Source organism: Shewanella sp. 492 (genome assembly GCF_059338445.1).
On the sequence record NZ_CM181702.1, the window covers coordinates 3,611,215 to 3,635,087 of the forward strand.

The window sequence follows — 23,873 nt, forward strand, 5'->3', positions numbered from 1 at the left end:
CGATCTATAATCATTACTTTGAAGCGGCAAAACATTCATATTATTGATAATTTACCGCAATTGAACTAACCACTATCAATATGGTGGAGGATCCAATGGCATTAAGTGAAGCAGCACAACAGGTGCAAACCGCATTATTAGCGCGGGGGTTAGAGACCCCTATGGTACCTTGTGGACTCAGCGCCAATGAGCGCAAAGAAAAGATAGAACACCATATGCGTGAGATCTTAACCTTAATGTCTCTGGATTTACGTGACGACAGCTTAGTCGACACCCCAAAACGCATTGCCAAGATGTATGTTGACGAGATTTTCTCTGGTCTCGACTATGCTAACTTCCCCAAGATCACTGTTATCGAAAATAAGATGGGGTTTGATGAGATGGTTAAGGTGAAGGATATCAGCCTCACCAGCACCTGCGAGCATCACTTAGTGACCATAGACGGCGTCGCGACCGTGGCCTACCTGCCACGCAAAAACATTATTGGCTTATCGAAAATCAACCGTATCGTACGCTTCTTTGCTCAGCGCCCCCAAGTGCAAGAACGCCTAACCCAACAGGTACTCGTAGCACTGCAAACGCTACTTGAGACCCAAGATGTGGCAGTAAAGATGGACGCGGTGCACTACTGCGTTAAGTCACGTGGTGTAATGGACTCCACCAGCTCGACCACCACTACGGCACTGGGCGGTATTTTTAAATCTAACCCAGCCACCCGCGCCGAATTTCTACATCAATAAAGCTTATCAAACTACTCATGCTGCGGCCTCGGCCGCAACATTTAAGCAATAAAATCTTGACTTCACTAATTGACTATCTTACTTTTCAAAAATTACTGCTCAAATATCATGCAATGCGGGTTATCTATAATTAAGGATTTATACCCTAGTCACGGAAGATATAAATATGAAACACACTCTCACGTTACTTGTTTTCATAATACTAACTAGCTTTATTACTATGTCTAATGCTTACGCAAAGATAACCTATACCACCTGTAATGATTGTGGTATCGCCCAACAAGGGTTAGCCGCAACGCAAATTCCTATGCTTAATAATAATGACAGGGTATTTGTTTTTAATTATATCAACCGAACGGTTAATGAATTCAAAATTATTCAACGTGAAGGAGAAGAACATCCAGATACTAATATTCCGAGAATATTCAATGTATCTGAGCTACAACCTAAAACGGCCGCAACTATAGAGTTAGAAAGAGCCTATGAAAATGCAATAATCCAGCTAGGATCCAACGGGGAAAACCTTTATAACTCTGCAGAAGAGTTACCAGATGACTTTATTATCCCAAGCGCTGCAGATATAGTAATGAACCCCGCAGTGACTGTAACTATTGCTGACTACATCAATCAATATTTAAATAGCCAAACAACGATTAACAGAACCTTATCTCTTCTCGAAATTCAAGCCAGAAACTTAAACCTTTCAATCGGCTCATTTAGTCATATCCTGCCAAGTAGCACTACTTTTTATGTTAAATTTCATGATGGTACATTATCCAGGGTAAATATTTCTTTGGTCAAAATAGGGACTAATTTCGAGGTTAAAATCACTTACGATGGCGTTGCAGTTTTTGCTGATAGGACGCCTATTCCGCAAAGTACACATCAGTTTAAAAACTTAATGCAATCAGCTACCAAGATATATCTGCCATCATTGATCCAGCTTGGGGCGTCCCTCGGTGTCCCCATTAGTTTTTCAGGTAGTCAAACTTGTAAGTCCACCGAAATGGTCTGTGATGATAATATCCGTTGCACTGTAAGCACCGTTTGCAATTAAGATTAATCCATAGAATGCGGTAATGATGAAAAGCAAAATGCAGCAACCTTTTACTAGAGGGTAAAAACAAAAAGCAAAATCTTACATTAAGATTTTGCTTTTTTTAACCGAGAGCTAACATACAGCTTTAACCTGAGCTCTCGAGCGCACTAACTCTTTACGTTATCGCTTAAATCCCGTACTGGGCGCGATAAGCACTCACCGCGGCCAACTCGGTTTCCATACCTGGCTTTTCACTTAAATAATCAACTAAGTCAGCGAGCTTAATAATCGCGATCACCGCGCAACCATAGTCACGTTCCACTTCTTGGATCGCCGACAACTCACCCTTGCCTTTTTCTTGGCGATCGAGCGCAATCAAGACGCCCGCTAAGCTAGCATCATGAGCCTGAATAATATCCATTGACTCACGGATCGCTGTACCTGCTGTGATCACATCATCGACCAACATCACCTTGCCCGTCAGCTCACTGCCCACTAACGACCCACCTTCGCCGTGATCTTTTTTCTCTTTGCGGTTAAAGCAATACGGCATATCGACATCATGATGATCACAAAGTGCTACCGCAGTTGTCGTGGCAATCGGGATGCCTTTGTATGCAGGGCCAAACAGCAGATCATATTCGATGCCAGCATCCATCAGCGCCGATGCATAAAAACGTCCAAGACGCGCTAAATCACGGCCTGTGTTAAAAAGGCCCGCATTAAAAAAGTAAGGGCTAGTGCGGCCTGACTTTAACGTAAATTCGCCAAATCGTAATACCTGACGCTCAAGGGCAAACTCAATAAACTCACGTTGATAGGCTTTCACAATCTCTCCTTAAAAATGTAGGGTAACGTATAATGTGTAAAATTTTACTCAAAAAAAGGACCCCTTCGGGGCCCTAATAACAAACGAATGATTTAGCTCAATGCGGCTTTCTGCACATCGACGATTTCACGAATACCGTGCTTGGCCAGTTCAAGTAGACTGAGCAACTCTTCGTGGCTAAACGGCTCGCCTTCTGCGGTGCCTTGGATCTCAATGATCTTGCCCGTTTCGGTCATTACCACGTTCATGTCGGTTTCAGCGGCGCTATCTTCGATATATTCAAGGTCACAAATTGGCTCACCTTTATAGATGCCCACGCTAACCGCTGCGATAAGGAACTTAAGCGGATTGCTCTTAATGATCCCTTTACCACGAGCCCAGTTCAGCGCGTCAACCAATGCCACACATGCACCAGTGATAGCAGCGGTACGCGTGCCACCATCGGCCTGAATCACGTCACAATCGATAACTATGGTATTCTCGCCAAGTGCTTTCATATCAACCGCAGCACGTAGTGCACGACCAATAAGACGCTGGATCTCCTGCGTACGACCAGATTGCTTACCACGGGCCGCTTCACGATCCATACGGCTATGAGTAGAACGTGGCAACATACCGTATTCAGCCGTTACCCAACCTTGGCCTTGGCCTTTTAGAAAGCGCGGCACGCCTTCGGTGAAGCTAGCTGTACAAAGTACTTTGGTTTCACCAAATTCAACCAAAACAGAACCTTCTGCGTGAGCGGTAAACTGTCGAGTAATAGTTACTGGACGAGATTGAGCGGGCGTTCTGTCACTTGGGCGCATAGGAAATTCCTGTTTTGAAATATGAAAAGCTAAATTGGCTGCATATTATAGGGGCTTGAGACGACGGATGCCATGATATTCACTACCGAAAGCCGAAACAGACAGAGTTTACTTTAACCCATGAGGTCATCGGACTATAATCGAGGCTAACTTTATCGATTTAAACTATTGGAATAACCATGATCCAAAGCATGACAGCCTACGCTCGCATCGAGCACAAAGCACAATGGGGCACCGCCTCTTGGGAGATCCGCTCGGTTAATCAGCGTTATCTAGAAACCTACCTACGCCTACCAGAGCAACTTCGCAGCCTAGAGCCTGTGCTAAGAGACCGTCTGCGCAAACGTTTAAATCGCGGTAAAATCGAAGTTAATCTACGCTATGACCTAGGTGAAAATAAAGACAGCAACCTACAACTCAACCAAGCCTTAGCAGCGCAAATTATTCAAGCCGCTAACTGGGTAAAGCAAGAGGCCGGTCAAGGCGAAATCAACGTCGTCGACGTACTACGTTGGCCAGGAGTGATGTCGGGTAGCGAGCAAGATATGGACGCTATCAGTAAAGAGTTATTAGTTGCATTCGATGATGCCGTTGCGCAGTTTATCGAAGCACGCGGTCGTGAAGGTGATGCCATCAACACCATGCTACAAACTCGCCTTGATCAAATTGTCGAACAAGTCGCTATCGTGCGTGAACACATGCCAAGCGTTATGCAATGGCAGCGCGATAAAATCACCAATCGTTTAAGCGAAATTCAGGGCGAGCTCGATCCCGCTCGTATAGAACAAGAAATGGTACTCCTCGCCCAGAAAATGGACGTCGCCGAAGAGATGGACCGACTCGACGCCCACGTGGCCGAAACGCGTCGCATCCTTAAAAAAGGCGGCGCTCAGGGTCGCAGACTCGACTTCATGATGCAAGAATTCAACCGTGAATCTAACACCCTCGCCTCTAAATCTATCAGTAGCGAGGTCACCGCCGCAGCCGTCGAGCTAAAAGTACTCATCGAGCAGATGCGCGAGCAGATCCAAAACGTGGAATGATGTTTTAGACTGTACCAGCAAGTAAGAAAATCCGTTATAACACAGGTTATTACGGATTTTTTTGTTTTTACAGGTTCGTCATTGTTTGCTATTGTTTGATAAAAAGTGGGACTAAAGTGGTGACTAAATTGATTAGTCACCACTTTAAAATAAGTTAGTCACCAATTTGGACTTAAGCCAATGAATGATAAGCAGATAAAATCTTTTTTAAAAAGCAAAGAGCTGGGGCGTAAAGCTATTGGGGATGGATTGTATATCAGAGTACAAACTGAGGGCGTCGCATATTGGGAGGTCCGATACAGCATTAACGGTAAGCGACGCTCTATGATGTTAGAAGGTGGCATTTATCCGGCCATGCCACTAGTTGAGGCTAGAGCGGAAGCTGCAAAGGTCAAGTTACTAGTCAAACAAGGTGTCGATGTCCTGGCTGAACGAGAGCGTCAACAAGAGGAAACGATTGTTACCGTTAATGATCTATTTGACGATTGGTACCAAACCATTAGTGCTCGCTTGAAACATCCCGAAATTCCAATGCGCATGTACACGAAAGATATTAAGCCGACTATCGGTCAATTGCGGATTGCTGATGTAAATGCACGAGATATCAGAGCTATCATTCATAAAGTCGCTACCAGTAACCGCCCAACGGTTTCCAACAAGACCCTACTGTGCTGTAAACAGCTCTTCAATCATGCCTGTAAGTTAGACCTCATAGCTGGTAATCCTGCTACACCATTTAAACCCATCGATGCTGGTGGAGTCGAAAAGAGCAGAGATAGAGCTCTAAAATTGCCTGAGCTTGTTAGCCTTTTCAAAGTATTAAGAGATAACAGTCAAATCTTTACCAGAGACAACTATCTAGCAGTCGCTCTATTGCTTGCTCTAGGGGTACGTAAAGGAGAACTGATTGCTGCCAAATGGAGTGAGTTTGATTTTGAAAAGCAGCTTTGGCATATGCCAAAAGAGCGAAGTAAAACTGGTGTAGCGATAACTATCCCTCTACCAGCTCCAACTATCGACTGGTTTCAAGAACTTCATGCACGAGCTGGTGGTTCCGAGTTTGTGTTTCCATCACGCCGCACAAGTAAACGTCATGGTCATATCTCCAGCGATACACTTAACCATGCCTTGGCAAAGCTCTTCGGAAAAAAGGTTGATAGTCACAAACAACCCTATGACAACTTACTAGGACAAGCTGGCATCGAGCATTTCACCGTGCATGACTTACGTCGAACCTGTCGCAGTTTGTTAGCTGAATTAAAAGTACTCCCTCATATTGCTGAGCGCTGCCTCAATCACAAACTAAGAGGCATTGAAGGAGTTTACAATCAACATGACTATCTACAGGAGCGTAAAGAGGCATTAAATAAATTAGCCCACCTACTCAGTCCAATAATCGACAATCAAGAAAATGTAATACCTTTTCTTCCAATGAAAAACGCATAAATTTTTATTAAAGGTTGCTAAATGAGTCTTCCAGAAACAGATAAAAAATTCCGAATCAATGACATCAGTAAAATGATCTTGCCTGAAATGGTGCCTGAACAACTTCAACTTTTGGGAATTACGAAGAATGATATTAGTAACGGCTGCTTTGAAGAAGCCAGCCAAAAGGAAGCTCCTGGTCTTGAGAAAATCAAGCTAATTAATGAGCGAGCTAGATCTATAAAAGCTAAAAATAACGATTTATATGCCGAGTTCAGTACTAAGGAGAAGCCTTCCCAGCTCTGCCTTGTGATTGAAAATTCAGATATCTTCATGTATCAAGCCAAACAGTTATTAGGCCTACTACCAAACACACCTAAAAATGAACCAATCTATAAAATCGTGGATCAGCTGATAGAGACAGCTACCATGGTTGGTTATTCCACAGGTAGCAATGACTCTTTCGCTCTCACTGATAGATATACCAACTCTGGTTATAATACTAGCGTGACTAAACCACAAAGCGGTGGCAAGTCGAAAGCGCAAAAATCAGAAAACGTTAAAACCTTAGTCAATGAAATGGCTCGCCATATTTACCAAGATGAAAATTTATGTGCCGCACCCAAAAAAATGCTGGCGGAGGCCATTCAAAAAAGATTGGCTGATTTTTCAATCCAAGGTAATAACAAGGCCATTCCAGCCTTGTTGCAGTTCACTAATCGCACCCCTGAATACAACTCAATCATGAAATGGCTTAAACCAATGAAACAACCAAAAAACGCTATCCCTACCCCAAAACCGAGTTTGGAAAGAATCATCGTTGAGTTAAAAACAGCATTTAAACCCCAGAGAATCAAAAAGCATTTAAATATTTAAATGATTAAAAACATATAATTAACTAATTTTTTAGATACCTCTGCTCAGTAGAGCGACTTTGCTTTACTGAGTAACAAGCCAAAATCACTCCCGAACAAACTTAAACGGGAGTGACCCATGACCACATCAGCTAATACATCAAAAACCACCGCACCGGACCGCATAGTTCGTGAGGCAGAACGTAAAACCATCACTGCTATTTCAAGAACCACTGCATGGTCACTTGAACGTAAAGGGTTATTTCCGAAACGTAGACAACTCTATCCGCAAAGTACCTCTGTAGGTTGGTTACTATCTGAGCTCAATGAATGGGTCGCCTCTCGTCAATCTATCAATTAAGGGTTAGTTAAAATGACCCACATTACAAAAGACTACCTAGCACAGTACTTAGACGAGAATCGACTAGTGAAAAAACCAGAGCTGCAAAGACTTTTGGGGATAAGTCGTTCAACCTTAGGTCGGTGGATCAAGTCTAGACAGTTTCCTCCACCAGTACTAATTCAGAGCGGTCGCTCATTTTGGCGGTTTAAGGATATTGATCAGTGGCTCTCTAACAAGTAACCAATAAAGCAGGTTTAGGCCTGCTTTTTTATCAAGGGCGATGACACACTTTGAATCATGAATAACACACTGCATAACAAGCTAAAAAGCCGTCAACCCCTTACGTACAGCATAATTCAGCCTCAAACCGACAATGTATTACGGCGGATATTAAATAATATATCCCCTGCAAACTAAACAGATGTCAAACAACTAGAAAATGACAATGCCTAAGAATAAATGTAAAACTAAACACCGTAAGCCATTCTTTATAGCCAAGCACAACTCCATCTTGTTTGCCTACAAGAACCATGCTTACAGTATTTTCAAGCCTCAACAGAAATGCTTTAAAAACAGCGTAATCAACACCATTATCTCTGATTACGAAATTATGCTTAGCCATTACAGCCGAGTATTCGTTGTTAGAATCGATCTACATCCAAAGCACTACTCAGCAGATAACCAAGCCATCAAGCGATTCTTAAAACAACTAACAACAACCTTAACCAACCAATACAAAAGCAAAGTTATTTATCATTGCGCCAGAGAGCAAAACACTTCTGATCGCGAACACTACCATCTTGCCCTCATGCTCAGTGCACATAAGATTAAGCACTCAGAACGCTTGCAATCACTCATTAAAGCAATGTGGGAAAAGCACTCTGGCGGTACTGTGGCAAAAGTCGATAATCCATACTGCATTGTATTTAGAGGCAACAAAGCCTCTCTAAAACATGCTATTTACCGTTCAAGCTATTTAGCTAAGGAACACACTAAAGAGCTGAACGGTAAAGCTAAAGGCTTTATAAGCAATAAGCTACAAGCAGCCAAAACCTTTGATCCCACGAATGACTTCATGCTGGTTGATCCCAAGATTACCTTCGCTAAGAAACAACATCAGCAGTCATTTCAAGCAGCTCAGGCTTCTAAAGGTTCTCACTGCACCAAAACACATAAATCTGCAAAATATAGTTGGTTCAACATCCAGTCCCACGCCTTACAACTCGAAGAATGTATAAGCTCAAGGGCAACCAGCTTAAATCACTTAACAAAAAATCATCCAAGAATTTATCAATATAAGGAAACAAAAAATTTACTCTCAGGTTGATTTAACGCCTCTCAATGGTAGTGGATCACTAACACGTAATGGATCTATATCAATGGTTGTTTTTCGCCAGTGCAGCACTCCTTAAACCGGAAAATTTATATACGAATAGTCTCAATAGTGATCCACTTACCGGGCTTCATTTAATAAATCAAAAACAAACTAAAACAACCTCAACCTTGTGCTTCAGGGGGAGAAGTGGATCTCTTGCATGCTTTAACTTTAAGTCGATTGGCAGAAATGCAAAACAAAGCCCATGAACCGAAAAATATCGAACAACAACTAATGAAGTGATCCAAAAAATAAGGAGCGATTATGGCTAAATTTAACTTAGCAAACCTGCCTAAATGCGGGGCTAAAACTAGAAGTGGAAAACCATGTCAACGCTTTGGCAACAAGGTTAATGGGCGATGCAAATTACATGGAGGACGCTCGACAGGTGCAAAAACCAAAGAGGGAAAACTAGCCGTGCGAGTTAATGCACTGCTCAATCACTTTGTTTGGTTCTTTGATAATCGATTTTATATGAAAATCAAGAATACAGACCTTAAAATGGCACTCACTGCTTACTTAAGTTTAATTGAGTTAAGTAGCCTGAAATCAAATCAACTTGATAATAAGGTTATTGACATTGTCAGCCAGTACCGAGTTGAGTTAGAAATGTGCAAGTTCTACATTGTCAAATATGAAGGCTCAGATGCTCTACTTCTTATTCAATCAGCACTTGATCATTACTACAAAGACACAGCAAGCCAACATTTACAATTTCATGTATACACCCCAATTTACCCTACACCTTTTTACAACAGAGAGTTTGGTTCACAGGCAGAGAAAGAAAAAATAATGCAAATACAGGATAATACAACACGTAAAAAAGGATGTTTTTATTCCCCTAGGGTATACCCAAGCCCAGAGCAAAAAGCACTTAAGGAATATTTTAAGGGGCTAAAAGGATGAGACAAAGTTATTTAAACTAAAGTACTAAGATTCGATTTCGGTAGTACCAGGATAAAAAAGGTGTAGCAATGCCACACCTTTTTAAGAAACTTAACTTAAGATTAATTAAATACTTACTGGTTAATCATCGCCCAAGTAAGCATCATTATTGGGGTTATGGGCATCAGCCCAATCATCCATATCTGCGTCATTGTTGGGATTGTTAATATCTGACCAAGTATCTAACTCATCTTGCGACATTTCAGATGTATCTGGCATACAAATCTCCTTATTTTTTGCCATTGTAGTTAGGGTTGTTAGGGTTCAACTGATTACTGCGATTATCCTGCGATTTCTGGTAAGCAGGATTAGTACCTGATGTGCCCTTATTCGAATTGCTTTGGTTAGCCTTGTGATTATTATTAGACATATTTTTTCTCCTAAAAATTAATGTGTTATCGATTACCCAGGGGCTTCAACATCTAAAATCAAAGCCCCTGCAATCGGCGAACATCGAGTTTAAAGTTCAAAAAGGCCCTGCGATCACTTGGCGTACTGGGAACGGTAAGCCTTTTACCACTAGGGGCAGTCAACACGGGATGACGCCCTCGCCGTATGTGCCACACTCCACTCTGTAGCAGTTGATGCACCAAAACATTAATATTTTTATCATTACTGTATTTCTTCATAGAGCAACTCCAAAAGGGCCCGTCACCACACAATCTCAAAGGGGAAAGCGAACTCCTTTATTGGGATTTATTAAGCCGTAGTGGTCGCTGACCCATTGGATTGATAGCGTCTTACAAAAGACTCAGCATTGAAGTCAACATGTGCAATAGCGCTCTCAACGCCCACATCCAATACCGCAGGGCTTTGCACCACTCCTTGGCACGCATCCGAATTTTGATAGAAACGACCTTCAGGATTCAGCATCAGATAGGACTGCCACATATCCTGGTTATCTTCTAGAGAGACTATCTCTGAAAAACCCTTATGCCTTTCAATGTAGGCACAATACTGGGCCGATGAAATAGTTAGTTGATGGGAGTAAACTGGCAGCACCCGTAGAAGCTTCCATTTATCTGGCTGTATTTGCTCTATGGCATGAGACATATCTTCACGCCAGTTAAAAGCGTTGACGACCGTATTGATTTTAACCTTGCCATTACGGTTTAGGGTTCTATACACAGCCACAATCTCAATGACTCGAGACGGTGATAGCCAGGCACTTTTACGATCTACTCGCCCAATACTCTGAGCTAATAAAAAATCTGCAGTATCAAAACTCAAGCCCAGCATATCCAAATGCGGACCAATACGATCCATCATTTTGGCTGATAGAAGATGGCCATTGGTAATAATTGAGGTGCGAAATCCGAGTGACTTAGCCAACAGTAAAGCACTAATAAAGCGCCCACCAAGCATCACAGGTTCTCCACCAGCAAAATTAATTCTGACCGATGTATACCCCAACGCTTTGCGTATTGGATTTTCAGAAAAAAAGTAATCGGCAAGCTTTATAAGCAGAGATTGAATATCTCCAGATGAGTGATGTAACTCCGCTTGCGAATCATTGCTTTCCCAAGTGGCATAACAATATCCGCAGCGGTAATTACAGGTTTCGGTCATATGAAAATTGATGACCATTTCACTTATACTTGTCATTTAGCTAGCTCCGTTTGTTGAGGACAAACGCAGAATCACCTAGTGCAATGCACTAACAAGCCTTTAAATTAAAAAATTACATATTTTTGAATTTATCTAGCAAATCATCAAATTCGACGGCCTCTCTTACCTCTTTTTCTACATGCCGCTTCAATTGATTTACCGCTTCATTGTCAGAACACATCATAGATGCCATCTGAGCAGCCTTATCAAAATCACCTTGTAAATATGCTAACAGCATATTATCGGCGGGCGCCATAGCTGCTGATTGCGCTAATAAGGCATGCAGTAAGTTTAAGTTTTTTCCCAAAGCTAGCTGGGGCAACATGGTAAAAGGATTGGGTAACTTGTCCTTATATAAATCGAAACTGCCAGCCAAAGCACCTGCAAACTTAGAGGCCAATCCATTACTTATGGCTATTCCCATCAGAGAGTTACTTTCTCCAAACATAACCTTTACCGCTTTAGCGCACTCTTGCCGATAAGCATTATCCTCAAAGATACGCTTCACATCCTTAGGATCATGAAACACGGCATTGAGCAGCAGCGCATTAAATAACACTGTCATTTGGCCAGGCGCTAAGTACTTAGCCTTCCGCTGTACTTTTTGTTCGGTTTCAACTTTGATTAGCTTATTTCGGACAAGCGAATCTGCCTTGGTTTTAAGCAACTGACTTTGGCTTGCGACATCGATATCAAATAGCTGACGTATCGCCTCAGGTACGGTTATTCCGCTAGCCATTGCAATATGCCTTCTCTAACAAAGTACTTACCTGAATTCGATGGAACTCTTCCTGCCCAATAGAGAAGCTTGCGATAGCTTTAGCCATATCAAACCAGTTACTTCTTTGGTACTTAGAGGAATAACAACGGTGTGATTGCTGACTATACTGCTGCAATACACCAATACAGTAACCAGCTCGCATAGCTTCAGCCATAGAGGTATGTAAGGCTGCATACGAACCAGGCTGACCTTTACGATCAAAAATCTCTACAACATCGCGACATGCGTTTTGCAAAAACTCAGCATCATTACCATTAAATGGAGCTTCTTTTGCCTGCAACGAAGCACTGACGATTAAGCAGATACAAATCAAGCTAGTAAACATCACCTTCATAACTTTCCCTCGACTGGAGCTGTAGTTGGAATCGTTTTAACTTCAATAGAAACAGAAGAAGGTGTTATAACTTCAGGTTGCCCCTGCGCCTCTGGCACAAATGGGGAAGATATTGATTCAGATACATTTTCAGATGGTCTAACTGATTGCTCATCAGCTTTCTCTGCTGCACTTTTCTTGGACCATAGCTTTGGTAAAGGTGCTGAGGCATAAATGGCTAAAATGATAAGCAGGCTTGAGACATAATTTCCAACTTCCTCATAACTATTAAAAAACTCAATTTCTAATCGTCCTTTATCCATAACTTCCCCCCATACAGCAACGAGTTCTATGAACGAAATAAGCAGAACCATACTTGAAACGGCATATACAAAGCGCCGCAGCTTCTGCCACCAGCTCCACTGCAATTGAGAGCTTCGACGATAAAAACGCCAAATTACGCCAGCCAACAAGATGAACAGACCTAACTCCATAGCATCCAACTCGCTGATGCTATTACTTTCCTCTAAAAATTCGAAAGGAATGGCAACCAAACAAAATACGGTGATAGAACCTAGGCTAAGATAAAGCAAGAAGGTCATAATCCCTGCAGCAAGATGCCCCAGAAGAATATCTAGAGTATTAAAAATCGATTTCATTGTTCATCCTTGATAATACGGAGATGATGGCAAGGAGTGCCATTTCCAAACGGCCAATATCATTGCGTTTTACACTCTACGAATCAAGTGGATCACGCCCAAGTTGATCACTAACTTTAAAAAAGTATATTCAAATGATTGCCAGCGGGTAAGCATTTGCTTCAGTTTGGTAAAGACAGCTTAGCTTTATCGACAGTATTACTACAGCTAGGCTTGTTTTTGCCTCGATAATTACAGCACCCCCAGAATTCACTATAAGGGCCTTTTTTTAGTTTCATATCACTACCACAAGCGCTGCAAAGTGGTGCTATATGACCGCAACCATCATTCAAGCAGACCTTTAAGCCGGTAAAGCGTTTACGTGTCATTGGGCCACCGCAAAGCTCACACCCCTCCTCTTTATGATCACACAAAGGGAAATGGGAGCATGAAAAGAACGATTTGAAGTTGCCAACTCTGGGCTTCAGCGTACCTGTAGTACAGCGCACACAGCTTATGTCTTCAAAAATTTGTTGCACCAAAGATGTGTTGAATTCATCTTGCTCGATGGCATAGTTTTCTTTAAGCAATTCGATCACAAATGGACTCACGTCAGTCATATCAGCAAGCACGTATGCTCGATGTTTTGCCCGAGTTAATGCCACGTAAAATAAGCGACGCTCTTCTGCAAATTCAAATGCCTCAGTCTTAGGTAAAAACGCATCAAGTATTGGGGGAGTGACTTTCATCGACGGGAAACCATGTTTTCCCTTTTGCATCCCCATGATCACCACGTAATCAGCCTCTTTACCTTTTGATGCATGAAAAGACTGGCATTCGATAGTCAGCTTTGGGTATTGCCTGTTTAACTGCTTTAGTTCAACTTTATCGGGTAGTTGAAACCAGAAGCGCGCCAGCAGATACACTACAGGCTGGGCTTTTGACTTAGTGCTAAGTTCATCCTCAACCTTTTCAACACGCTTGTTAATCGCATTCAAAGCCTGTTCAAGTGCATTGGGGCTTGGTTCATCTTGATTGGCAGGCTCTTGTGCGCCTCGTCGTATCAATGACACCGCAGGGTAATCAACCTCTGAATTGGAGCGAATGTCTTTTTTAAGCTGTACAGGGTTCTTGGTCACAAACTGTGTGGCGACGTCACCAATGCTATTGTTAAATCGGAATGTTTCGTCTAAATACGTTTTAGCTGTCGGACCGAAATATTCAGTAAACTGAGTGGTTAAACTAACATCAGCCCCGCTAAAACGATAAATTGCCTGCCAATCATCACCCACGCAAAACAATGATGCTTTGGGTTTGCTCCCAGGTAAGCAAGAGTCCCTTAACGCTTTGACTAGCCGAGCCCTAGGCTCTGAGATATCTTGAAATTCATCCACCATGATATAGCGCCATGGACTAAGAAATTGCCCTTGTTGGATATAGCCTAACGCTTTGCCTATCATGTCTTCAAAATCGATATCGCCAGAGGCTGACAATTGCTGTTGGTAACGACTTAATATGGGCTCCAATAACTCAAATGCCTTACGGGTCTGCTTCGCATCTGCGGCATGGCTAAACACCATTTCTAGTCCGTGACTATCGAGACAAGCTGATTTATACAAGCCAATAAGCTTACTAAATAACTTGGCTAACTCAGTAACGCGACCCAGTTCATTCAGTGTCGCTAATATGGCCTCATCGGGTAGCGGAGACTCTTTGATCTCTAGCGTTTTAATCTGGTCTTCTAGCTGCTTTGTAAGCAGACCTTTTTTATGCTGGTGGTAGAAAAGCTCAAGGCAAACTGTTTCGTGCTCTCTATGCAATTGGCGCTTCCACTCCATCGACTCCAGATATTGCTGGTTATCGATATAAGGGGCTGTACGATCATCTTCATCAATGCCGTAATACTCAATATACACACCGTAGTCAGGTAGGTAGAAGTCGGGTTGATACTGGCGGAAATCAACACTACTTACATCATGCTCATACTTAGCTTCATACTGGTATTCAATACCATTACTGAATAGCCAATTAGCGATGTATAGCTCGCCGAAACTCTTTACTCGCTCCCCTTTTAAGGTGCGAATATCGTTATCAGTTAAGTACTGGAAATACTCACCCTCTGATTCAAAATCAAAAGGGCTTTTTTCAACATAATAGTATTGGCTGAAGTACTCAAACAGCTGTTTACGATAGGCCTCATCCTTAATGAAGGTTTCAAGGGTATCTTGTACCCATTTATCTTTAGCTTTTTCATCCTCAGCCCAAGGAGACAAGCTAGGTGCCTTGCCTTCAACCTTAGCAATAATCCTTAAACCTAAGCTATGGAAGGTGCTAGCTTTGATATCGTCGGAACCAAGCTTCTCTTTAATGCGTTCGTCCATCTCATCAGCAGCTTTTCTGCCATAGGCGAGCAGCAAAATATCATCAACTTGTGCCTGACCACTTTTGATCAAGTAGCCAGCGCGACCCACCATAACGCTGGTCTTTCCTGTACCTGCACCCGCTAATAACAAGTTATTGTTATCATCAATCACGCAGGCTCGTCGCTGCTTATCGGTCAGAGGATTAGACTCAACATGCTCAAAGAAATCGGCAAACTTGATCAGCTGTGCTTGAACATAGTTTTCACGTAGCCTTTCTATATCGCCTTGGCTCCAGCTATGCATCTGCTTTAACTTGGTTAGCGCTGTTTTTATATCCTTGACCAGTGGTGCATTCTCGCACCAGGGAAACCAGCGTTTATACTCACGCTTAACTCTGGCCTGTATCATCTCTAAGCGTGATTGGCGCAGGTACTCCGTAGTAATGGTGCGCTCAACTCGAGCCACCAGCTCACAGATTCGCTGTCCATTTGCATTAGCCCAACGCTGCGTCACTTCATTACCAAAGCGGTAGTCAGCTAAATAGGTTAAATAGGGAAGCTGATAAGCTTTACCAGATACCGTAAAGCCAAGCAGATAACCTAGGGGACTAAAGTTAAAAGTGGGTGGGGTATCCAGTTGCTGCCATGTAAACATCATTTCAGCTGGTGGCACTGTAACTGAGCGATACTTGGCTAAAAACAGGCCTTGTTCACGGTGGAACCTAATGCCTTTCTCGGTCAGCTCTACCGCCTTTAGCTTGCCCAAATAAAGATAGCCAAACCAACTGTGTTTAATATTTTTATCAGACTGCTTTGATGACAATGAGGATTACCCTGTTAATCGATAACTTTAATAATTCAGTCTCTTTAAGGCTGAATTATATAGCAGCTACCAGTTACTTTGGACTATCTATTTAACTTTTTAAATATCAATTGATCATTGTTTAAAATACGGGTCTACTTGCCATTATGTTTTATCTCCTACTGCATCACCTAGCAATCGCTCAATCTCTGCAGCTGTAATTGCTGCTGGTAAAAGCAGGTTTCGACTTAGCTCTCTCTTTCGCTCTAGCAGCTCATTCAACCTTATATCAAAAGATGCTTCGCCATATTTTGGATGTACTGCCATCGGGTAGTGAATATGTACCGTTTTTTGTTGTCCGATTCTATAGATACGATCAGAGCACTGATCCTCAACAGCTGGGTTCCACCAGCGAGATAAATGAATTACATGGTTAGCTTGAGTCAATGTAAGCCCTACCCCCCCCGCTTTAGGTGATAACAACATGACATTAAACTCGCCTTCCGGGGTAAGCTGGAAAACATCAACTAACTGTTTTCGTTTTGCTCCATTTATAGAGCCATTTATTCGAGCAGGTGGATGCTGCATTTGGTAGCGCTGCTGAAGATAAGGTACCAATAAAGCCTGAAGTTTCAATGATTCAATGAATATGAGAACTCGCTCTCCTGCTGCATGAATAGTATCTAAAATATCTATAGTTTCTTTGAGCCTAGCGGAGCTTTCAATATGGCAGTTAGTTAATCCCTCTGCTCCAACTTCAACAGCAAACAAACTCACTTTACGGAGTTGTTGAATCACTTCTAGCACTCGCCCTTTTTCGGTATTAACTTGCGCATTACTGACGACAACCGAGTAATCTTGTGCCTGCTGAGGTGTCATCTCTCTTTTGTAGTGCTTAGTAAACTTCTTAGGCAGCCCTTGTAAATGCTCCTCTTTCATGCGCCGCATCAAAATAGAAGGAGATACTTCATCAACTAATCTAGATTTTAAAGCTTCTGCAGCAGCAATCGGATCATCTGTCTTAACATAATTATCATGGAACTCTGATAGCGCCCCTAAATAACCAGGCTCTACTGCATCAATAATACTCCACAGATCTTTCAACTCATTTTCTACTGGTGTGCCAGTGACGGCTACTGAAAAGTCGCATGACAACGATTTAGCCATTTCAGTCATTCTCGATACAGGATTTTTAATTTTCTGAACTTCATCAAAAGTGACGCATGCCCATTGGATAGGCAGGAAATATAATATCTTATCTCTTAACGTTTCATAGGTAGTCAATACCCAGTCCGCATCTTCAAAAGCACGTTTACGGTCTAATGCAGACATGCCACTAAGTGACTTCATTCCGGGGCCATATGCCTCGAAAACACGGCCTAGACCAGGCTTGTTTAAATGCACAGCCTCTTCATCTTTCCAATTCTTTAACAAGCCTGAAGGAGCAACTATTAACATAGGCTTATTGGGGTAAACATTTTCATTCATTGCTTCTTTTATCCAAGCCATAAAAGCTAGACTTTGCAATGTTTTACCTAACCCCATGTCATCTGCTAGAAGAACCCCATTACTACCTTGCTTCCAATGCTCTTGTAGCCATGACAGACCCACTTTTTGATGTGGATATAAAGATACTGTTTGAAGTAGTTCGGGAAACTCACCATTTAAACTTGCTCTTGGCGTTTTGCAAATCTGATACTCAAGTTCTTCAATATTATCCGTAGTTATAGGAACCAATGTATCGTTGGTTCTACCTTCTCCTTCAAGGCTATTATCTTTATCCAAATCACCGGAGACTGCTTGAGCCACTCTTTGAACTGCAGCTAAAGTTTCAGGGGTTGCAGGGAGCTCTTGATTACCGTGCTGAACGGTAGAATTACCTTTCGCGATTGCGTCTTCTATTTGTTCGCTTAAGCCAACAGCGTCCTCAGGAGTAATTTCAACCACCTGCTCACCAAGAATAAGAGTCAAAATTTCATCATCAGGTACCCAGCTAGTCGAATTTTCCAGCCTATAAGCACAGAGCTTTGGCTCCCAAACTCCCAATTGTTGTATTCGAAGGCTTAAAAACTCTGGAGTTTCGACAAAGAACTGCTCAACCTCCTCTTCACTATATTGTAGCTCGAGTGCTTGAGTTATTTTTCCTGCTGGATTGGCAATAAAAGCAAGTTTATCTTGTATAGTTCCCTTCTGAACATCTCTTACTACGTTCATCGCCTCGACCATACTTGGGGACAATATGACATATTGTCCTTGCCCTAGAGCATAATGAGGAACACAATTTTTCTTACCAGAAAACTGCTTAGAAAAATTTTTTTCATATTGTCTAGGAAGTAGTGGGCTGTAATCGGTAATATCACCATCAAAATCAGTGACAGGCGTAACCAGTACAGGGTGCACTTGACCTTTTGAGTCAATATCTAAAGTAAACCTATTAGCAGAAGATACTGTTATGGTGCTGAGTTGACCATCCACGACAGCATCTGAAGGTAAAAACTGCTGCAGTAATCCCCAAGCCAACATCTTATTGTCAATATCTTCAAAATTACTCTGTTGGAAATCTTCTATATGCTTGATTAAAGAAAATAAAGGTTCATTTATCAGGTAACGCTTAGCCCCCTGATGCAACATTATGCCATCTCGTTTCAAGCCCATCATAGGTCGAGAGCGCGTATCTAACCATATTGAAGTCAATTTAAACGTAGGTATATGTATTGGACCACTACCCGATATTTTTATCTTAAACGGAACAACTGCAGGTAACCCAAGCTGCAATACTTCGGTGGCGTCACATTGAGCAACTACTTCCTCAGCAACATCTATATAGCTATTTTTATCCTCGGCACTATCTTGTTCAAGCCAACTAAGTAGAGGAGCAACTGAGCCTAAACCATGAGATGTATGGCAAACAAAATTCCCCCACTTTTTGGTTGGTATCACGGTACCATCAGACTCTAGATGGAAACGTAATTTACCCTCAATAAGTTGCCAACTTAAATTTGCCATACCCATAATTATACCCGCATGTAATTGTTATATTTAATCTTTATATTTGTGTGATTTGCAATGGAGTCACTTAACTGTCTCTGCCATGTACCATTTTCTGAGTTATAATGACTGTCTTCATGATACGGTAAGTTTACTAACATCTTTCTGTTGTATTCAGTTAGGTAGAATCGAGGCGCGAACTGACTCGTATCTAGCCAATATCTATATTTTCCCGAGTGACTCCACTCTGTAATGATTAAATTACCAATTCTTAATATCAAAGCTGAATGCCTATGATTAACACCAGAACCTCGAACAAAATAACCATAGCTAGTTTCACCTTTTAAAAAGTGGTTCGACATTGATTTAGCATGCGGTCCCAATACTAACCAAGCCTCATCGATTGCCTCTATATCTAGATACGCCTTCCAGAATGCCTTTCTGTATCGCCAGTGCCTATCGGCGGTATCATCTCCATGAGAAACATAGTCAAGTAAAGAAAAAAAGTCTTCTAATGTACTTTCCACCATCCAAGACAAAAATATCTTCTTTGCTTCAATATTCACGTTAACCCACAATGCATTGTTAACTCTCGGGTCCTTGAAAAAGCTAAGCACAAAACCTTTGATGGTTTCCTTAACTTCTTTAAGTGGTTTTTGGTTTTGAAAAGGAAGTAATAACGCTTCTATTAAATGCGAACGATAAGAAGGATATTTCAGCGTCCTTTGCTGAGTAATAGATTCTCGGAGTATTTGACCGATAGTTTGCTTTTGCCACTCACGTGAGGCTAATAATGGCTGGGTTTTGTTTAAAAACTCTAAGTAAGTAAGCTGAGCTAGTCTCCCTGTCGCAAGAGCCCCTGTCAGCCCTGCTCGCTCATACAGTTCATCAAGTGATTCGCCATCATCTAGGTAATTAAGTAAAACTCTGTGCCCATTTTGCTCGAGTAGGTCAAAATCCTCGCATCGTGCCCATATTGTCATTGATTTATGATCGACTGCATAGCGTAATGCGTAGGTTAACGATTGACGTACGGCTTCAAATCCTTTGTTTTGATATGGATAAGTTAGCATTAAGACATAGTAAATAGTCAACCAACCACGTTTGTATTGCCTCCTTGCTAGCTCTTGCGAATAAGGCTGCCAGAACCCACCAATATCCATCAAGCTTTCGCTACCTTTAACTGGAGAAGAGAACAACATCCACGCAAATGTGCGTAAGCTACGCTTACTTAGTTTTGGCCACAGTGAAGGTTCAGTGATAGCGGCTATAGCCTTCCGATATTCACTTTGTAGTTCAAATTCAGATGGCTCTACAGCATCAAATTCCCCAAGGGTAATTAAGGCTCTTTGTGTGGCTATATGGAGTCGACTATGTTCTAGCTCTAGGCGTTTGAGATTAAAAACAATCGGGAGTTGGTTAAGCTTGGCCTTAAGCGACATAATTTATCCCTTAAAACCTTTAATTAATAGCTCCTTCTCTGCATCAGTAAACTCTGGCGGTGTCATTATGAACCTTAAATCTATGCGGCGGTTTGCTTGATCATCAGTAGGCACATGATGACGATGCCCCGATATAGGACGCTCTTCACCATAACCAGACACACTAAAAATAGCTTCATTGTTATCATTATCCATTGACTTCAATAGTTCGGAAGCACTAACTAATTCCATATAAGTTTTAATTGCTCTATTAACGGATAGCTGCCAGTTGAGTTTGCCCGTATCATCACCTCTATAACGAGTATTATCAGTGTGTCCCTCAATGAAGATAGCCTCTAAATAAGCGTGATCTTTTTTTTCACCTTCACAGGAAGAAAGTGATGCCGCTAGATTTATTGCAAAACAAGGTAAAACATCTTCTAAAACATTACGGATGGCTTTTAATTTTATCAAATTATCGTCGTTTAACTGTGCGGATCCTGATGCAAAAGTGATAGCATTTTCCGTTAACCGAAGTACACCATGAGCCTCGTCTACATTAACGATAATGCCATGTTCTTCTTCTAATCTTCGTTGCAATTCTTGAAGCAATTTAGCACGGATATAATCATTACTTTCCATGCGCTTTTTAACAGTATTAAGCCGTTCAATTTCAGTTTCCATCTTTTCCTGAACACGAGCAGTTCTTTGTGCTGCATCTTGGAAATTAAGAATAAATGCCACCAACGTGATGATAAATATGAATACCAATCCGGACATTAAGTCACTCACAGATACAAGGTAACCTGAGCCTTCATCAAGCTCTAGTTCATTATCAATACTCATAAGTCACCCTATGCCGTAGCAGGCCATTCTTCGACAACATCTGCAAGTTCTCTTACTGCACCAGATAACTTCTCCACTATTTGTGCAGCATTACTATCTAACCCCGTTAAGTAACTTGTTGTCGACTCTGCGAAGGTTGCATAACCCTGATTAAGGCTTTCAAGAGTTTTCCCTAATGACTCATCAACGTCCACAAATCGATTATGATAACTTTCCCAGTAGCTTCGTAATTCATCTTGCATCTCTTTTATTTGGGTAACTGCTTGTTGATTAGCTTTAGCTGAATCTGAAAGAGTATTTATCCCGGTATTCAGTGACTCACTACTACCATTTAAATCCTCAGCAAGATCAGCTATCGGCTGTACGACAGAGGCAATACGCTGGTGGACATCAGAAAGAGATACAACAACAAGGCGAATTTCTTCGGCCAAGGCCTTATTATTTGATGTAATGTCAGCGATATCGTTTGTACTATCACGAAGTTTGGCTATAGAAGAATCGAACTCTGTTGCTATTTTCCTCATATTAGCTGCAGACTCTTGTGTGGCTTCTTTTAACATGGTTGTCATTTCACCTACTGATTGCGTGACGCCATTTACCATGCTTGCTACTCCAGAGCTAATTTCCTCTCGCATCTGATTGGAACCTTCAGTGAATGCTTTGCTTAAATCTCCAATCGTATCTTTGGTACTCCGCTGCATATTTTCATGGTTCTCATTCATCGCCTTCATTTGCTCACGTAGATCACCAGATAACGACTGCATGGTAGTCGCAAACGCTTCCATCTCTTTACCTGCTGCACCAGAAATACTTTGGCTAAATTCAGAAATCAGACGTTCAATGGTCTCATCGGCAGCTTTAGATTGGTTTTGATTGAGTTGTTCTAATGCTAATTGAATATTACCAAGCGTTTCGTTTAAAGGTTGCGATACTTGCTCGTTAAGTACTTGCCCCAAACTAACGGCTAAATCAGTCGAAAAACTGTTTAGAGCTTGAGTCTGGCTACGAGACTCTTTTAATATCTCAGTATTTATACGCTCACTACTTACAAACTCTAACCGCTCTTCCAATAAATCATTCCACTGGTTTAACAAGCCCTTCAGCTTATGGCTATTTTTTTTCTCACGCCAAGAGAAAATCATTGAGGTGATCAAACCAGCAATTGAAGTTAAAAAGGCTAGCGAAGCGCCATCTAATAGATGCGAGAGTGCTTCCTTGGCTTCATCTATATCGTTGGAACCAATGCCTGACGAGGCTAAGTAAATACCCGCGACCAGTCCTAAAAAGGTACCTAAAATACCTAAACCTGTTAATTTATTTGGTACTGAATTGAAGTAACGGACATCGAGATGTGGGCGAATAATTGTCTGGTCTGAAAAAAATTGCTGCGGTCTACGAGTATTAACTATGACATCTCTTTCTGTAAGGTGGTGTTCTCCAGGTAAAAGTAAGACTTCATTGAATTCACGCCAAGGATTTCTCATCACTGGAGACTCTGTAATAGTCTCTTCAAGCTCATAAAACTCGGCAGGCATTGCGTCAGCATTTTCTATACGGCTTAAATGATCAATAGCAGGTTGCAGCTGCTTTGTCAGGACACGACATTTTTGCCTAAACTGATGCCAATTAGTTGCAGCAAGGGCAATGATGATCAATATTTGAATGGAAATACCAATTCCTGATGTAAACAGTAAGGCAAACATATTTAGAGTATTATTCATTTTTTCACTCGTTTAATCCTTCCGTGGAGCTGGATAGTACTATTACATTATTTATGGTTATTAGTCACCAACATGACTCGATGCTTTAGCAAATGATCCCAGTGGTTACCAACTCAAACATAGAGTTGGTAACCTCATTACATTGTTTGGTAGAACTTCACCAACTATTATGGACAAATTTCGTTCTGTACTGGTGATAGTCCATCATTGCTTGTCTAATTTCAGGTCATACAGCCCTTAGCCTTGAAACAGTTAATACATCAAAGTTCATTAAAACAGTACAGATAAAAATACAGCACTTTATTTAAAATAATCTTTATTATTAAAAGGCTTAAGCCATCACTTACTTATTGAATAAGCAGTTGAACTTCTACTCGACGATTTCTTGGATCTGAAGGTTCCATTCCTGAGAGGGGTTTAGACTCTCCATACCCAGCGACGATAATTCGCTTTGAAGTATCAACATCTAATGTTCCAATAAGTTCACGTCTGGCCTCTCTTGCTCTAGCTGCTGATAGCGTAAAATTATCATCATACACAGTACAGAACCGTTTATAGTCCGTCACAGGTCTACTTACAGGGATATTATCCGTATAACCTTCAACTAAAATCATAGCCTTAGGATTATCGATTAAGAATCTCACTAATTCACTTTGGATAGCATGTACTGCAGCAGCTGCTTCAGGGTTTAAACATGCACTCCCTCTTTCAAACACACCATCTCGTAGTGTCAGTCTGTTGGTATATTTATCCAAAGCAATTAAATTTGAAGTATCTGTGTTTTTCAACATTTCACCTAATAGCTTGGTCACCTTAAGTACTGGATCGTCTTTTTGTTCAAGTGCCTTAGCTAATTCTTCTTGATAACGAAGATCACTCACACTCTTTTGTAACACTGCAACGACCAGCAGTAGCATGACTACCGCCATAACCCCTGCCATCAGATCAGAAATGGCAATCCATTCACTTGGTTTTTCTTTCATGTCAGCTCATC

General features: G+C 41.6%; 23 protein-coding genes. 9 read left to right on the forward strand and 14 right to left on the reverse strand.

What is annotated here, in order from left to right; all coding sequences use genetic code 11:
- Positions 1-95 precede the first annotated feature (95 nt).
- Both folE and AC5YBX_RS15880 read left to right on the forward strand, forming a co-directional pair.
- The gene (folE, locus tag AC5YBX_RS15875) at positions 96-740 is read left to right on the forward strand and encodes a GTP cyclohydrolase I FolE (protein ID WP_110457582.1); all 645 of its coding nucleotides are present in this window, start codon (positions 96-98) and stop codon (positions 738-740) included.
- Between the two features lie 166 nt (positions 741-906).
- Positions 907-1,797, forward strand: a complete 891-nt coding sequence (locus tag AC5YBX_RS15880; protein ID WP_494524023.1) for a hypothetical protein — start codon at positions 907-909, stop codon at positions 1,795-1,797.
- A 169-nt stretch (positions 1,798-1,966) separates the two neighbouring features.
- On the opposite strand, the gene pyrE is transcribed toward AC5YBX_RS15880, so the two are convergent.
- On the reverse strand, positions 1,967-2,608 hold the full coding sequence (pyrE, locus tag AC5YBX_RS15885; protein WP_119978592.1) for an orotate phosphoribosyltransferase: 642 nt from the start codon (positions 2,606-2,608) through the stop codon (positions 1,967-1,969).
- A gap of 92 nt (positions 2,609-2,700) precedes the next feature.
- Positions 2,701-3,414 (reverse strand): ribonuclease PH, encoded by a 714-nt coding sequence (rph, locus tag AC5YBX_RS15890; RefSeq protein ID WP_028763040.1) that lies wholly within the window; start codon positions 3,412-3,414, stop codon positions 2,701-2,703.
- Between the two features lie 179 nt (positions 3,415-3,593).
- Between rph and AC5YBX_RS15895 the strand changes: the two genes are divergently transcribed.
- The 7 genes from AC5YBX_RS15895 to AC5YBX_RS15925 all read left to right on the forward strand — a co-directional run bounded on the left by AC5YBX_RS15895 (position 3,594) and on the right by AC5YBX_RS15925 (position 9,360).
- Entirely contained in the window at positions 3,594-4,457 is an 864-nt protein-coding gene (locus tag AC5YBX_RS15895) for a YicC/YloC family endoribonuclease (protein ID WP_494524024.1), read from the forward strand.
- A 180-nt stretch (positions 4,458-4,637) separates the two neighbouring features.
- Complete coding sequence (locus AC5YBX_RS15900; RefSeq protein WP_475515073.1) at positions 4,638-5,903, forward strand: tyrosine-type recombinase/integrase; 1,266 nt, start codon at positions 4,638-4,640, stop codon at positions 5,901-5,903.
- A 21-nt stretch (positions 5,904-5,924) separates the two neighbouring features.
- On the forward strand, positions 5,925-6,758 hold the full coding sequence (locus AC5YBX_RS15905; RefSeq protein ID WP_494524025.1) for a hypothetical protein: 834 nt from the start codon (positions 5,925-5,927) through the stop codon (positions 6,756-6,758).
- 117 nt (positions 6,759-6,875) lie between these two features.
- Positions 6,876-7,097 (forward strand): helix-turn-helix transcriptional regulator, encoded by a 222-nt coding sequence (locus AC5YBX_RS15910; RefSeq protein ID WP_119978588.1) that lies wholly within the window; start codon positions 6,876-6,878, stop codon positions 7,095-7,097.
- A 12-nt stretch (positions 7,098-7,109) separates the two neighbouring features.
- The gene (locus AC5YBX_RS15915) at positions 7,110-7,319 is read left to right on the forward strand and encodes a helix-turn-helix transcriptional regulator (RefSeq protein WP_494524026.1); all 210 of its coding nucleotides are present in this window, start codon (positions 7,110-7,112) and stop codon (positions 7,317-7,319) included.
- A gap of 205 nt (positions 7,320-7,524) precedes the next feature.
- Complete coding sequence (locus tag AC5YBX_RS15920) at positions 7,525-8,406, forward strand: YagK/YfjJ domain-containing protein (RefSeq protein WP_494524027.1); 882 nt, start codon at positions 7,525-7,527, stop codon at positions 8,404-8,406.
- Between the two features lie 312 nt (positions 8,407-8,718).
- The gene (locus AC5YBX_RS15925) at positions 8,719-9,360 is read left to right on the forward strand and encodes an HGGxSTG domain-containing protein (protein ID WP_494524028.1); all 642 of its coding nucleotides are present in this window, start codon (positions 8,719-8,721) and stop codon (positions 9,358-9,360) included.
- A gap of 120 nt (positions 9,361-9,480) precedes the next feature.
- Here the strand turns inward: AC5YBX_RS15925 and AC5YBX_RS15930 are convergent, their stop codons facing one another.
- The 12 genes from AC5YBX_RS15930 to AC5YBX_RS15985 all read right to left on the reverse strand — a co-directional run bounded on the left by AC5YBX_RS15930 (position 9,481) and on the right by AC5YBX_RS15985 (position 23,862).
- Positions 9,481-9,618: a hypothetical protein gene (locus AC5YBX_RS15930; RefSeq protein ID WP_162924190.1), complete on the reverse strand. Its 138-nt coding sequence runs from the start codon at positions 9,616-9,618 to the stop codon at positions 9,481-9,483.
- Positions 9,619-9,628: 10 nt separating this feature from the next.
- On the reverse strand, positions 9,629-9,769 hold the full coding sequence (locus tag AC5YBX_RS15935) for an alpha-amylase (protein ID WP_119978584.1): 141 nt from the start codon (positions 9,767-9,769) through the stop codon (positions 9,629-9,631).
- A 329-nt stretch (positions 9,770-10,098) separates the two neighbouring features.
- The gene (locus tag AC5YBX_RS15940; RefSeq protein WP_494524029.1) at positions 10,099-11,004 is read right to left on the reverse strand and encodes a viperin family antiviral radical SAM protein; all 906 of its coding nucleotides are present in this window, start codon (positions 11,002-11,004) and stop codon (positions 10,099-10,101) included.
- 76 nt (positions 11,005-11,080) lie between these two features.
- On the reverse strand, positions 11,081-11,746 hold the full coding sequence (locus AC5YBX_RS15945; RefSeq protein ID WP_494524030.1) for a hypothetical protein: 666 nt from the start codon (positions 11,744-11,746) through the stop codon (positions 11,081-11,083).
- Positions 11,739-12,122: a hypothetical protein gene (locus AC5YBX_RS15950; RefSeq protein ID WP_119978580.1), complete on the reverse strand. Its 384-nt coding sequence runs from the start codon at positions 12,120-12,122 to the stop codon at positions 11,739-11,741. Before AC5YBX_RS15950 ends, AC5YBX_RS15945 begins: the two co-directional genes overlap by 8 nt.
- Positions 12,119-12,760, reverse strand: a complete 642-nt coding sequence (locus AC5YBX_RS15955) for a hypothetical protein (RefSeq protein WP_119978579.1) — start codon at positions 12,758-12,760, stop codon at positions 12,119-12,121. The genes AC5YBX_RS15950 and AC5YBX_RS15955 overlap by 4 nt, the downstream gene beginning before the upstream one ends.
- A gap of 161 nt (positions 12,761-12,921) precedes the next feature.
- A complete protein-coding gene (locus AC5YBX_RS15960) occupies positions 12,922-15,924 on the reverse strand; it encodes a UvrD-helicase domain-containing protein (protein ID WP_494524031.1) in 3,003 nt (1,000 codons plus the stop codon).
- Between the two features lie 144 nt (positions 15,925-16,068).
- Positions 16,069-18,915: a DEAD/DEAH box helicase gene (locus tag AC5YBX_RS15965; protein ID WP_494524032.1), complete on the reverse strand. Its 2,847-nt coding sequence runs from the start codon at positions 18,913-18,915 to the stop codon at positions 16,069-16,071.
- A gap of 2 nt (positions 18,916-18,917) precedes the next feature.
- On the reverse strand, positions 18,918-20,333 hold the full coding sequence (locus tag AC5YBX_RS15970) for an EH signature domain-containing protein (RefSeq protein WP_119978576.1): 1,416 nt from the start codon (positions 20,331-20,333) through the stop codon (positions 18,918-18,920).
- A 3-nt stretch (positions 20,334-20,336) separates the two neighbouring features.
- Positions 20,337-21,158 carry an OmpA/MotB family protein gene (locus tag AC5YBX_RS15975; protein ID WP_119978575.1) on the reverse strand — a complete coding sequence of 274 codons (822 nt, stop codon included), beginning with the start codon at positions 21,156-21,158 and terminating at the stop codon, positions 20,337-20,339.
- Between the two features lie 8 nt (positions 21,159-21,166).
- Positions 21,167-22,879: an anti-phage ZorAB system protein ZorA gene (gene zorA, locus AC5YBX_RS15980; RefSeq protein WP_162924189.1), complete on the reverse strand. Its 1,713-nt coding sequence runs from the start codon at positions 22,877-22,879 to the stop codon at positions 21,167-21,169.
- Positions 22,880-23,226: 347 nt separating this feature from the next.
- Positions 23,227-23,862 carry an OmpA/MotB family protein gene (locus tag AC5YBX_RS15985; RefSeq protein WP_119978573.1) on the reverse strand — a complete coding sequence of 212 codons (636 nt, stop codon included), beginning with the start codon at positions 23,860-23,862 and terminating at the stop codon, positions 23,227-23,229.
- Positions 23,863-23,873: the final 11 nt, after the last annotated feature.

Bases quoted from the DNA above. Each gene is read 5' to 3' on its own strand.
- AC5YBX_RS15900 (WP_475515073.1), top strand. From the start codon at position 4,638: ATGAATGATAAGCAGATAAAATCTTTTTTAAAAAGCAAAGAGCTGGGG.
- AC5YBX_RS15920 (WP_494524027.1), top strand. From the start codon at position 7,525: ATGCCTAAGAATAAATGTAAAACTAAACACCGTAAGCCATTCTTTATA.
- AC5YBX_RS15905 (WP_494524025.1), top strand. From the start codon at position 5,925: ATGAGTCTTCCAGAAACAGATAAAAAATTCCGAATCAATGACATCAGT.
- AC5YBX_RS15935 (WP_119978584.1), bottom strand. From the start codon at position 9,769: ATGTCTAATAATAATCACAAGGCTAACCAAAGCAATTCGAATAAGGGC.
- folE (WP_110457582.1), top strand. From the start codon at position 96: ATGGCATTAAGTGAAGCAGCACAACAGGTGCAAACCGCATTATTAGCG.
- AC5YBX_RS15985 (WP_119978573.1), bottom strand. From the start codon at position 23,862: ATGAAAGAAAAACCAAGTGAATGGATTGCCATTTCTGATCTGATGGCA.
- rph (WP_028763040.1), bottom strand. From the start codon at position 3,414: ATGCGCCCAAGTGACAGAACGCCCGCTCAATCTCGTCCAGTAACTATT.
- zorA (WP_162924189.1), bottom strand. From the start codon at position 22,879: ATGAATAATACTCTAAATATGTTTGCCTTACTGTTTACATCAGGAATT.
- AC5YBX_RS15930 (WP_162924190.1), bottom strand. From the start codon at position 9,618: ATGCCAGATACATCTGAAATGTCGCAAGATGAGTTAGATACTTGGTCA.
- AC5YBX_RS15880 (WP_494524023.1), top strand. From the start codon at position 907: ATGAAACACACTCTCACGTTACTTGTTTTCATAATACTAACTAGCTTT.
- AC5YBX_RS15925 (WP_494524028.1), top strand. From the start codon at position 8,719: ATGGCTAAATTTAACTTAGCAAACCTGCCTAAATGCGGGGCTAAAACT.
- AC5YBX_RS15945 (WP_494524030.1), bottom strand. From the start codon at position 11,746: ATGGCTAGCGGAATAACCGTACCTGAGGCGATACGTCAGCTATTTGAT.
- AC5YBX_RS15910 (WP_119978588.1), top strand. From the start codon at position 6,876: ATGACCACATCAGCTAATACATCAAAAACCACCGCACCGGACCGCATA.
- AC5YBX_RS15970 (WP_119978576.1), bottom strand. From the start codon at position 20,333: ATGTCGCTTAAGGCCAAGCTTAACCAACTCCCGATTGTTTTTAATCTC.
- AC5YBX_RS15895 (WP_494524024.1), top strand. From the start codon at position 3,594: ATGATCCAAAGCATGACAGCCTACGCTCGCATCGAGCACAAAGCACAA.
- AC5YBX_RS15940 (WP_494524029.1), bottom strand. From the start codon at position 11,004: ATGACAAGTATAAGTGAAATGGTCATCAATTTTCATATGACCGAAACC.
- AC5YBX_RS15975 (WP_119978575.1), bottom strand. From the start codon at position 21,158: ATGAGTATTGATAATGAACTAGAGCTTGATGAAGGCTCAGGTTACCTT.
- AC5YBX_RS15950 (WP_119978580.1), bottom strand. From the start codon at position 12,122: ATGAAGGTGATGTTTACTAGCTTGATTTGTATCTGCTTAATCGTCAGT.
- AC5YBX_RS15915 (WP_494524026.1), top strand. From the start codon at position 7,110: ATGACCCACATTACAAAAGACTACCTAGCACAGTACTTAGACGAGAAT.
- AC5YBX_RS15965 (WP_494524032.1), bottom strand. From the start codon at position 18,915: ATGGGTATGGCAAATTTAAGTTGGCAACTTATTGAGGGTAAATTACGT.
- AC5YBX_RS15955 (WP_119978579.1), bottom strand. From the start codon at position 12,760: ATGAAATCGATTTTTAATACTCTAGATATTCTTCTGGGGCATCTTGCT.